Origin of the sequence: Planococcus sp. 1R117A (assembly GCF_051417975.1) — a bacterium.
In the GTDB taxonomy this organism is placed as follows: Bacteria; Bacillota; Bacilli; order Bacillales_A; family Planococcaceae; genus Planococcus; species Planococcus shenhongbingii.
Genome location: NZ_JBPRLO010000011.1, coordinates 39,877 through 49,957 on the forward strand (window position 1 = coordinate 39,877; position 10,081 = coordinate 49,957).

General features: G+C 44.6%; 10 protein-coding genes, 1 rRNA gene and 1 riboswitch. All 11 genes read right to left on the reverse strand.

The features are described 5' to 3' along the window. Positions 1-8 precede the first annotated feature (8 nt). Positions 9-1,430, reverse strand: coding sequence for an amidophosphoribosyltransferase (gene purF / locus ACSFXN_RS19275; protein ID WP_301857629.1), 1,422 nt, complete (start codon positions 1,428-1,430; stop codon positions 9-11). Next, positions 1,406-3,634 carry a phosphoribosylformylglycinamidine synthase subunit PurL gene (gene purL / locus ACSFXN_RS19280; RefSeq protein ID WP_437151834.1) on the reverse strand — a complete coding sequence of 743 codons (2,229 nt, stop codon included), beginning with the start codon at positions 3,632-3,634 and terminating at the stop codon, positions 1,406-1,408. The genes purF and purL overlap by 25 nt, the downstream gene beginning before the upstream one ends. Next, on the reverse strand, positions 3,618-4,301 hold the full coding sequence (gene purQ / locus ACSFXN_RS19285) for a phosphoribosylformylglycinamidine synthase subunit PurQ (RefSeq protein ID WP_300991828.1): 684 nt from the start codon (positions 4,299-4,301) through the stop codon (positions 3,618-3,620). Before purQ ends, purL begins: the two co-directional genes overlap by 17 nt. Further along, entirely contained in the window at positions 4,298-4,552 is a 255-nt protein-coding gene (gene purS, locus ACSFXN_RS19290; RefSeq protein ID WP_300991826.1) for a phosphoribosylformylglycinamidine synthase subunit PurS, read from the reverse strand. Before purS ends, purQ begins: the two co-directional genes overlap by 4 nt. Further along, positions 4,549-5,265: a phosphoribosylaminoimidazolesuccinocarboxamide synthase gene (gene purC, locus ACSFXN_RS19295; RefSeq protein WP_437151835.1), complete on the reverse strand. Its 717-nt coding sequence runs from the start codon at positions 5,263-5,265 to the stop codon at positions 4,549-4,551. The genes purS and purC overlap by 4 nt, the downstream gene beginning before the upstream one ends. 15 nt (positions 5,266-5,280) lie before the next feature. Beyond that, positions 5,281-6,576: an adenylosuccinate lyase gene (gene purB / locus ACSFXN_RS19300; protein ID WP_437151836.1), complete on the reverse strand. Its 1,296-nt coding sequence runs from the start codon at positions 6,574-6,576 to the stop codon at positions 5,281-5,283. Between the two features lie 16 nt (positions 6,577-6,592). Then, complete coding sequence (gene purK, locus ACSFXN_RS19305; protein WP_437151837.1) at positions 6,593-7,717, reverse strand: 5-(carboxyamino)imidazole ribonucleotide synthase; 1,125 nt, start codon at positions 7,715-7,717, stop codon at positions 6,593-6,595. Then, positions 7,714-8,202 (reverse strand): 5-(carboxyamino)imidazole ribonucleotide mutase, encoded by a 489-nt coding sequence (gene purE, locus ACSFXN_RS19310; protein WP_437151838.1) that lies wholly within the window; start codon positions 8,200-8,202, stop codon positions 7,714-7,716. Before purE ends, purK begins: the two co-directional genes overlap by 4 nt. A gap of 138 nt (positions 8,203-8,340) precedes the next feature. Next, a riboswitch (purine riboswitch) is annotated at positions 8,341-8,440 on the reverse strand. An 86-nt stretch (positions 8,441-8,526) separates the two neighbouring features. Next, positions 8,527-8,715, reverse strand: coding sequence for an NETI motif-containing protein (locus ACSFXN_RS19315; RefSeq protein ID WP_437151839.1), 189 nt, complete (start codon positions 8,713-8,715; stop codon positions 8,527-8,529). Further along, complete coding sequence (locus tag ACSFXN_RS19320) at positions 8,712-9,233, reverse strand: DUF2179 domain-containing protein (protein ID WP_436837180.1); 522 nt, start codon at positions 9,231-9,233, stop codon at positions 8,712-8,714. The genes ACSFXN_RS19315 and ACSFXN_RS19320 overlap by 4 nt, the downstream gene beginning before the upstream one ends. A 758-nt stretch (positions 9,234-9,991) precedes the next feature. Next, positions 9,992-10,081, reverse strand: a 5S ribosomal RNA gene (gene rrf / locus ACSFXN_RS19325); the annotation flags it as partial.

Below are 10,081 nucleotides of genomic sequence, written 5' to 3' on the forward strand. Positions count from 1 at the left end.
GTTCCTCCTTATTTCACTTTCTCTTTTTCATGCGGCAATACCGTATCCGGATAAATATTGGTTGGATATTCGCCGGTAAAACACCCTAAGCAATGGCCGCATTTAGAACCCGGATCTGTACGTCCGATATTCTGCACCATGCCGTCCACTGATAAAAATGTCAAAGAGTCCGCTCCAATAATTTCACGCATTTCTTCGATTGTATTATTGGCAGCAATTAATTCGCCTGATGTTGAAATATCGATGCCATAGAAACAAGGGCTTTTAATCGGCGGTGAACTGATTACGACATGGACTTCTGTTGCTCCCGCTTCTTTCAGTAAGTTGACGATGCGGCGGGAAGTCGTTCCGCGCACAATCGAATCATCTACCATGATGACGCGTTTGCCTTTTACGACTTGGCGCACCGGGGAGAGTTTCATCTTCACGCCTTGTTCACGAAGATCCTGGGAAGGCTGGATAAAAGTCCGGCCAACATAGCGGTTTTTGATCAAACCGAGTTCATACGGAATGCCACTTTCTTCTGAAAAGCCGATTGCTGCTGAAATGCTCGAGTCCGGCACACCGGTCACGACGTCCGCATCAATCTGGATTTCTCTTGCCAGTTGTTTTCCGAGGCGTTTCCGGGCAGCATGCACGTTAATGCCGTCAATGTCTGAATCCGGACGTGAAAAGTAGACATATTCCATCGTGCAGATTGACCGTTCTGCCGGGTAAGCAAAACGCTCGGCCCGCAATCCATCGTCTGTGATCACTAAGAACTCACCTGGTTCAACAGAACGGACAAATTCCGCCCCGATGATGTCAAATGCGCATGTTTCAGATGCCACTACCCAGGCATCGCCTAGTTTCCCAAGAGATAATGGGCGTAAGCCGTTCGGGTCAAGTGCGATATACATCGCTTCTTCTTTTAGAATCACACAGGCAAAAGCGCCTTTCAAAAGAGATAATGCATTTTTTGCCTGTTCTTCAAATGTTGCATAGCCGCTCCGCTTGATCAGATGAGCCAGCACTTCAGTGTCAGAAGTCGTTTGAAAAATGCTTCCCTGCCGTTCTAGGTGGCTTTTCAAATGGTTGGCATTGACTAAATTGCCGTTATGCGAGATAGCTAAGCTGCCAGTTGTCGAGTTAAAGAGCAGCGGCTGAACGTTTTCAATGCCGCTGCCGCCGGCTGTTGCATAGCGGACATGTCCAATTGCACCAGTTCCAGCTATTTTCTCGATTTTTTCCGGAGAAAATACTTCACTGACCATGCCTTCGCCTTTTAATGCTTGTAAAGAAGCTTTGTCCGTTGAAACAATTCCTGCACCTTCTTGGCCTCTATGCTGTAAGGCATGCAGTCCGTAATACGTTAGCTGAGCAGCATTTGCATGTCCCCATATTCCAAAGACGCCGCATTCTTCATTTAAGCTTCTGATTTCAGCAAGCATGGGATTGCTCCTTTCCAGGCTGAGCGAAGCGTTTCGACTGAATCATTAATCCAAGCCGTACCGTCTTCACTTTTGATCACTAATTTCTGGGTGTCAGTGACAGTTCCGATTTTCTTGGCATCTGTAACGATCTGTTCGAATTGCCCTGCTTTGCCAGGAGACACAGTCAAAATGAAACGTGATTGGGATTCGCTGAAAAGAGCGGTAGTAGCTGAGCCGGTCAGTGTAATATCTAGCCCTAACCCTTTGCCAAATGCTTTTTCTGCAAGAGCTACGGCAACACCGCCTTCTGCTACATCATGAGCTGAAGCAACAAGCCCTTGCTGAATAGCGGACAAGATTTGCGCTTGGCGCTGTGCTTCAACAGTCAAGTCGATGAAAGGTGCTTTTCCGAAAATGCGTCCTTCGACCATTTTCTGAAGTTCACTGCCGCCAAACTCGGTAAAACTTTCACCGATCATATAAACGAAATCACCAGCATTTTTAGCATCCTGAGTCGTTACATGAGAAAGGTCTTCCACCAGGCCGACCAAACCGATTGTCGGTGTTGGATAAATCGCTGTGCCGTTTGTTTCGTTATATAAAGAGACGTTTCCGCCAATAACAGGTGCATCGAGAATTGTGCAAGCTTCAGACATGCCGTCTGCCGCTTTTTCGAGCTGCCAGAAGATTTCCGGCTTTTCAGGGTTTCCGAAGTTCAGGCAATCGGTAATGGCAAGCGGTTTTGCACCGGAGACGACGACATTTCGTGCTGCTTCCGCTACTGCAATCTTGCCGCCCATTTCCGGGTCCAAGTAAATGTAACGGGAGTTGCAGTCTGTCGTCATCGCTAAACCTTTGTTTGTGCCGCGGACGCGGATCACTGCTGCATCAGATCCCGGGCTGACGACTGTGCTTGTACGCACTTGGTGGTCGTATTGATTATAAACCCATTCTTTAGAAGCAATTGTCGGCTGTTTCAATAAAGCCGTCAGTGTTTCACCATAGTTTTCCACTTCCGGTTCCACATTTTCCATTTGCTGATATTCTTTGAAGTAAGCAGGTACACTTGATGGTTTGTGGTAAACCGGTGCGTCTTCTGCAAGCGCGTCAACCGGAACTTCCGCTACGACTTCGCCTTTATGGACCAAACGCAAAGTAGAATCGTCTGTTACGGTTCCGACTGTTACAGCATCAAGGCCATATTTCTCAAATAGCTCCACGATTTCAGGCTCACGGCCTTTTTTCACAACAATCAGCATGCGTTCCTGTGATTCCGACAGCATCATTTCATAAGCCGTCATCCCAGTTTCGCGCTGAGGCACATGATCCAAATCCATTTCAATTCCAGATCCAGCTTTTGAAGCCATTTCTGCGGAAGAAGAAGTCAGCCCTGCTGCTCCCATATCCTGAATGCCGACAAGCGCATCGGATTTCACTAGTTCCAGACAAGCTTCCAGCAATAATTTCTCCATAAATGGATCCCCGACTTGTACAGCGGGACGGTTGTCACCAGATGATTCCGTCAATTCCTCTGAAGCAAAAGTTGCTCCGTGGATGCCGTCTCGCCCTGTTTTAGCGCCGACATACATTACTGGGTTGCCAACTCCTGAAGCTACGCCTTTTTGAATGTCTTTATGGTCAATCAATCCAACGCACATGGCATTGACTAACGGGTTGCCATCGTATGAATCATCAAACTGCACTTCACCGCCGACTGTCGGGATGCCGATGCAGTTGCCGTATCCTGCAATTCCAGCGACTACTTCTTCAAATAAGTATTTCACGCGTGGCGTTGTCAATTCACCGAAACGAAGAGAATTCAGCAAGGCAACCGGGCGTGCCCCCATTGAGAAAACGTCACGGATAATGCCGCCGACACCAGTCGCGGCACCTTGATAAGGTTCTATCGCTGACGGGTGATTGTGGGATTCCATTTTAAAGACCACTGCCTGGCCGTCCCCGATATCCACAATTCCTGCTCCTTCGCCCGGACCTTGAAGAACGCGCGGCGCTTTTGTCGGGAATTTCGCCAGCACAGGTTTAGAGTTTTTATATGAACAATGCTCGGACCACATGACGGAGAATAAGCCGGTTTCGGTGTAGTTTGGCGTTCTGCCCAAGATGTTCTCCACCATGGCAAATTCTGCATCGGACAATCCCATTTGCTGATAAATTTTCTGCTCTTTGATTTGCTCAGTATTTGGCTCAAGCATGACTGACATTTGCTTCCCTCCACTGTTTCACGATTGATTTGAATAATGCCAGTCCGTCGCTGCCGCCGATCAAATCGGTTACAGCACGTTCTGGATGCGGCATCATACCAAGCACATTTCCGCGCTCGTTGATGATTCCTGCGATGTTATTGCGGCTGCCGTTAAAATCATCCGCATATGAAAAGACGATTTGGTTGTTCTTTTTCAACTGCTCGTAAGTCGCATCGTCGCAATAATAATTCCCTTCACCATGTGCGATTGGAATTTGGATTTCTTGGCCGTCTGCATATTCACTAGTAAATAGCGTATTGGCATTTTCAACTTTCAAGCCGACTGTTTTGCACATGAATTTCAAGTTTTTATTGCGGAGCAAAACGCCTGGAAGAAGTCCCGCTTCAGTCAAAATTTGAAAACCGTTGCAGATGCCGAGAACCGGTTTGCCGGCTTCCACTGCTTTTTTCACTTCATCCATCACTGCTGAAGACTGGGCAATCGCCCCACAGCGCAAGTAATCGCCGTATGAAAATCCGCCCGGCAATAAAATGCCGTCATAACCGCTCAAATCTGTTGAATCATGCCAAACGTATTCTGCTTCTTCACCAAGTTCATCCTTGACTGCGTGATACATATCCAAGTCACAATTTGATCCAGGAAATACGATTACTGCGAATTTCATTGCGAGACAGCCTCCTCAATTTCGAAACGGTAATCTTCAATTACCGTATTCGTCAATAACTTCTGACACATTTCATTAACTAAAGCATCGATATCACGTGCGTCATCTGAAACCATCAATTCCAAGTATTTGCCGATCCGGACATCTTCAATTTCAGCGTAACCCATCTTATGAAGAGATCCCATTACCGCAGACCCTTGTGGATCTAATACGCTTTCGCGCAACGTGACGTAAATTTTTACTTTTTTCATGAATGTTGTCCTCCCAGTTTAGCTAAAATAAGTCCGTAAGCGTCAGTTAAATTGCCCAGATCCCGGCGAAATACATCTTTATCAAGTTTTTGTTTTGTTTCGCTATCCCACAGGCGGCAAGTATCCGGTGAAATTTCATCTGCCAATAAAATGCGGCCATTATTGTCGCGGCCAAATTCAATTTTAAAATCCACCAAATCAACGCCGACTTCTTTGAAGAATCCAATCAGCACTTCATTGACTTTCAGCGCTTTTTCACGCAGTTCCTGAATTTCTTCCGTTGACGCAAGTTCCAGCATTTCAATATGGTCTTCTGTAATGATCGGATCACCAAGTTCATCATCTTTATAATAGAATTCAACGATTGGACGTTTCAGGATGGTTCCTTCTTCCAAACCGAGCCGTTTAGCCATACTGCCGGCAACGATATTCCGGGTCACTACTTCGACTGGAATGATCGCTACTTGCTGCACAAGCTGCTCGTGGTCAGACAATTGTTTAACGAAATGGGAAGCAATGCCCGCTTCCTGCAATTTTTCAAAAATCAATGATGTGATTTTATTGTTCAGCATGCCTTTGCCGACGATTTCCGCTTTCTTCTCGCCGTTGAAAGCTGTTGCCGAGTCTTTATATTCCACCCATAAGATATCCTGCTCATCTGTTGCATATAAACGTTTCGCTTTGCCTTCGTACAATAGCTGACCTTTTTCCATGTTCGATGCCCCCGTTTAGTTTAATCCAAGACGATTGAAAATCATGTCCACTTGCTGCAAGTGGTGGTTATAGTCAAAGCAATCATCCAATTCTTCTTTAGACAATTGTGAAGTGATTGTTTCGTTCGCTTCCACGATTTGGCGGAAATGCGTTTGGTTTTCCCAAGCTTCCATCGCACAAGGCTGGACTGTATCATAAGCCGCTTCACGCGCCATGCCTTTATCGATCAAGGCCAAAAGCACGCGCTGTGAATAAATCAAGCCAAGCGTCGAATCCATATTGCGCTTCATGTTCTCTGGGAACACCGTCAAGTTTTTCACGATATTCGAGAAGCGGTTCAGCATATAGTTCAAAGCGATTGTTGCATCCGGTAAAATTACCCGTTCTGCAGAAGAATGCGAAATGTCGCGTTCATGCCAAAGCGGAACGTTTTCGTAAGCTGTCAGCATATAACCGCGAATCAAGCGCGCAAGCCCTGTCATGTTTTCAGAACCGATCGGATTGCGTTTATGCGGCATAGCTGAAGAACCTTTTTGCCCTTTCGCAAAGAATTCTTCCACTTCACGCGTTTCTGATTTTTGCAAGCCGCGGATTTCCGTTGCGAACTTCTCAATTGACGTCGCAATCAATGCCAACGTGCTCATATATTGCGCATGGCGGTCACGCTGCAAAGTTTGTGTTGAAATAGGTGAAGCCGCAAGTCCAAGCTGTTTGCAGACATATTCTTCGACAAACGGATCGATATTTGCGTAGGTTCCAACAGCACCGGACATTTTGCCGGTTTCGATTGTTTTAGCAGCTGCTTCAAAGCGCTCTAAGTTGCGTTTCATCTCTTCGTGCCATAGAGCCAGTTTCAAACCGAATGTTGTTGGTTCTGCATGGACGCCGTGTGTGCGCCCCATCATGACAGTCATTTTATGTTCTTTGGCTTTATTCGCCAAAATTTCGATAAAATTATTCAAATCTTTGCGGATAATTACGTTTGCTTGTTTAATCAAATACGATAACGCCGTATCTACCACATCTGTAGAAGTCAGCCCGTAATGTACCCATTTGCGCTCTTCGCCCAATGTTTCGGATACTGCCCGTGTAAAGGCCACCACATCGTGGCGGGTTTCTTCTTCTATTTCCAAAATGCGGTCTACCGAAAATGAAGCGTTCTGACGAATTTTCACAACATCCTCTTTGGGAATGTCTCCAATCTCCGACCAAGCTTCACAAGCTAGAATTTCAACTTCCAGCCAAGCATTGTACCGGTTTTCGTCTGTCCAAATTGCGCCCATTTCAGGTCGAGTATAACGTGCTATCATAATTTAATTCCTCCAATTATTTCGGCCAAATGCCGGATTCATCTATTTCTATTAAAGTCCCTTGCAGGTCTTCCGTTAATATTGTAACATGGCCCATTTTGCGTTTATGTTTGGCTTCATCTTTGCCGTATAAATGAACGGACCAGTTCGGATATCTGGAAATCTTTGCTGTTAGCGGAGCTACATGCTCTCCAAGAATATTCACCATCACTGTATCTGCCCATAGTTTCGGTTCTCTGAGCGGCCATCCGCAAATGGCCCGCACATGCTGATGAAACTGGGAGATATTCGTTCCTTCTATTGAATAATGGCCTGAGTTGTGCGGACGAGGCGCCAATTCATTGACCAGGATTTCCCCGTTCTCAAGCACGAACATTTCGACGGCCAGCGTGCCAACCATATCCAAGTGACTGGCAATCTTTGCAGCAGCTTCTTTCGCTTTTTCAATCGTTGAGTCCATGACAAGAGCAGGAACGATTGTTTGGTGAAGAATATGGTCTCTATGTACATTCTCCCCGATTGGCAATATTGTCATCTCGCCCTGGACATTACGTTGAATAATGACAGAAATTTCTTTTGTAAATTCAACGAATGCCTCTGCTACACATTCACCATTTTGGAAAAGCGGTTCTACTAAAGCCAATTCTTCTTTGGAAGTGACCGTTTGCTGGCCTTTTCCGTCGTATCCGCCTCTGGCAGTCTTCACGACAAAAGGAAAAGGCAATTGACTGCTTTTCTCTTCTAATTCACTAAATGATGAAGCCGTAATGTATTCTGCAATCGGTACGCCTGCTTCCAAGATTGCTTGCTTCTCAAAAATGCGATTTTGTGTAATCCGGATCAACTCAGATCCTTGGGGTACATATGCTATTTGGGCCAGCTTTTCTAAGCCGATAACGTCTATGTTTTCAAATTCATAAGTAATAACATCACTGGCTTCCGCTAATTCTTCTAAGGCATGCATATCGTTGTAAGGAGCGATGATTTGAACATCGGCCACTTGGCCTGTCGGCGAATCCATTGCCGGATCTAAAACAGCTATTTTAAAGCCTGCTTCTTTAGCAGCCAATGCCATCATGCGGCCAAGCTGCCCTCCGCCAATAATTCCAATCGTTTGTCCCGGTAAAATAATTTTTGTCATTGTAAGTCACCCGTACTTTTTAAGACTTCATCATGCGTTCGATCTCTTCTGTCCTGCAATGCCTGAGCAACTTGTGCGTCTGTTGTGCCCAGAATTTGAGCGGCAAGAAGACCAGCATTGGTGGCGCCTGCTTTTCCGATTGCAACAGTTGCGACCGGAACGCCTCCAGGCATTTGAACAATTGACAACAGTGAATCCAGACCGCTTAACGCTTTTGATTGGACAGGAACTCCGATGACCGGAAGCGTCGTTTTTGCTGCGACCATTCCTGGCAAATGAGCAGCTCCACCCGCACCTGCAATGATTACATGCAGACCACGTTCTCTTGCTTCCTCTGCATAGGTAAACATCAAGTCGGGTGTACGATGAGCTGAAATCACTTTTTTCTCATACGCGATATTCATTTCCTCAAGCACATCACATGCATGCTTCATTGTTTCCCAATCACTTGAACTTCCCATTATTACGCCGATTCGTGGATTCATTTTCGAAATCTCTCCTTTAAAACAAATAAAAGCCCTCAAGTAAACTGCTCACATTACGTGAAAAGCAGTTTACTTAAGGACTTTTTAATAAGACGAAATTGAATGATGCCTTAAATAAGCACATTTTTCGCCACGTATCCATAAGTTGCTTTCCCGCATAGTCCAGACATTCCGGTGTCTTGGTAGAAACGCAGAAGCCAATTCTCCTGCATATATGGGGTATCCTCAATCATCATAACAAGATACTGTTGCCTAGTCAATAAAAAAAGTCGAACGATTGTTTATTTACTAAACTAATCGTTCGGCTTTTTATAGGTTCTATGCTTATTCGCTTAGCTTAATTCCCTTAAATTTTACAATTTGCCGTATTGGTACCGGCTTGCCATCAATTTCTTCAAATAAAGGTTCTTCTTTACGGCCGACAGCTGCATATCCTTCCCGCTTCATGCGTTCAAGACAAGCATCCATTGTTTCATTTTCGCCGACCTCAAACCATATTGTCTTCTTGCTCATTTAAATAACTTTCCTTTCCTTACTTGTTTCACCCAGAATCCACCATGGATCGTTTTTGGTTCATAAGCGATGATAAAAGCTTTCGGGTCTAGCTCTTTAATAACCGCATATAATTGAAGCTCCATTTTGCGTGGCGTTAAAATTTGCATTGAATGCCGCCCGCCTTCCATGCCGTTAGCTATCCAGTCTGTCACTCCATAGCCTTTCTCCCGCAATTTCTTCGGAAGCAATTGGTTTTCATCACTGGTGATAACATTCACCGTGATATAGCCAAGTGCCATTTTCTCTTCAATTATCGATCCTATAATCACGCCTGATCCATAACCAATTGCATAAGCTACCAAATTCTGAATCTGATCCAAGTTGTCTAAAACAAGTCCTAAACCTACTATATAAATAACTACTTCGACCATACTCACAACTGCAGCAATATAACGATAACCTTTAAGCGTCATAATCATCCGTATTGTAAAGAAGGTTACATAAACGATATTTATAGAGAAAATAATAATAACCATTAACCATGGATTAATATCCACATTTCGCACCCTTTCTGTGTTGCCTTAAAACATTCAAGTTTCATACTAGTAGAAACTACTTGGGAATGCAAGGCAGAGTGCAATAGACTGTAGGAAACGATAGGAATTGCTTCATAAGTAACATGGAAAAGAAGGTGCTAGCAAGAATTTAGAGCAAAGAAGTTAATACACGAAGCACACTTTTTAATTTTTGTTTTATGGCTGCCTCTTATTGAATGAAGCGAAGTAGAACAAACTGTGTTCAATCAAGAACGACTATTAGATTTTATTAATCCTTCATTAATAAACTCCCGCTACTACATAAATTCTATTTGTTCGCTTTTAAGATGTAGCAAATGGGCAAAACCGGGCTTTCAAATTCATTCTTGAATAGATATTCCTGGCAGCGCGGTAGTATTTGATAAAAATGCGGTCACTGCCTTATATCAAGCTGAACATTTAACAATTATGTGCAAAACAAAACTTCATTAATACAGCCCTCAGAACTGCTGTCGTCTCCATTTTTGACGTAACTTTAATCAATAATGGTCATGCAGCCAGCCATTCTGTAGAATTGTCTCTTGAAAAATTATTCCCTATCATAATAAAGCGTTTCATGACCTAGACAACATAGACAGTTTTTTCATTAGTTCTGAGCACTAGTGATGGTTTATTCAACTCAACTCGCGGTAATTATCGTCAGAAACACAAAAAAGCCGTAGCCGGGAATGCCGGCTACGGCTTTTTCTTCTTACAGGGCCCAGCAATGTCCTACTCTCGCAGGGGGAGACCCCCAACTACCATTGGCGCAAAAGAGCTTAACTGCCGTGTTCGGGATGGGAACGGGT

Bases quoted from the DNA above. Each gene is read 5' to 3' on its own strand.
- ACSFXN_RS19320 (WP_436837180.1), bottom strand. From the start codon at position 9,233: ATGGTTATTATTATTTTCTCTATAAATATCGTTTATGTAACCTTCTTT.
- purC (WP_437151835.1), bottom strand. From the start codon at position 5,265: ATGGAAAAAGGTCAGCTATTGTACGAAGGCAAAGCGAAACGTTTATAT.
- ACSFXN_RS19315 (WP_437151839.1), bottom strand. From the start codon at position 8,715: ATGAGCAAGAAGACAATATGGTTTGAGGTCGGCGAAAATGAAACAATG.
- purB (WP_437151836.1), bottom strand. From the start codon at position 6,576: ATGATAGCACGTTATACTCGACCTGAAATGGGCGCAATTTGGACAGAC.
- purQ (WP_300991828.1), bottom strand. From the start codon at position 4,301: ATGAAATTCGCAGTAATCGTATTTCCTGGATCAAATTGTGACTTGGAT.
- purL (WP_437151834.1), bottom strand. From the start codon at position 3,634: ATGTCAGTCATGCTTGAGCCAAATACTGAGCAAATCAAAGAGCAGAAA.
- purE (WP_437151838.1), bottom strand. From the start codon at position 8,202: ATGAATCCACGAATCGGCGTAATAATGGGAAGTTCAAGTGATTGGGAA.
- purS (WP_300991826.1), bottom strand. From the start codon at position 4,552: ATGAAAAAAGTAAAAATTTACGTCACGTTGCGCGAAAGCGTATTAGAT.
- purK (WP_437151837.1), bottom strand. From the start codon at position 7,717: ATGACAAAAATTATTTTACCGGGACAAACGATTGGAATTATTGGCGGA.
- purF (WP_301857629.1), bottom strand. From the start codon at position 1,430: ATGCTTGCTGAAATCAGAAGCTTAAATGAAGAATGCGGCGTCTTTGGA.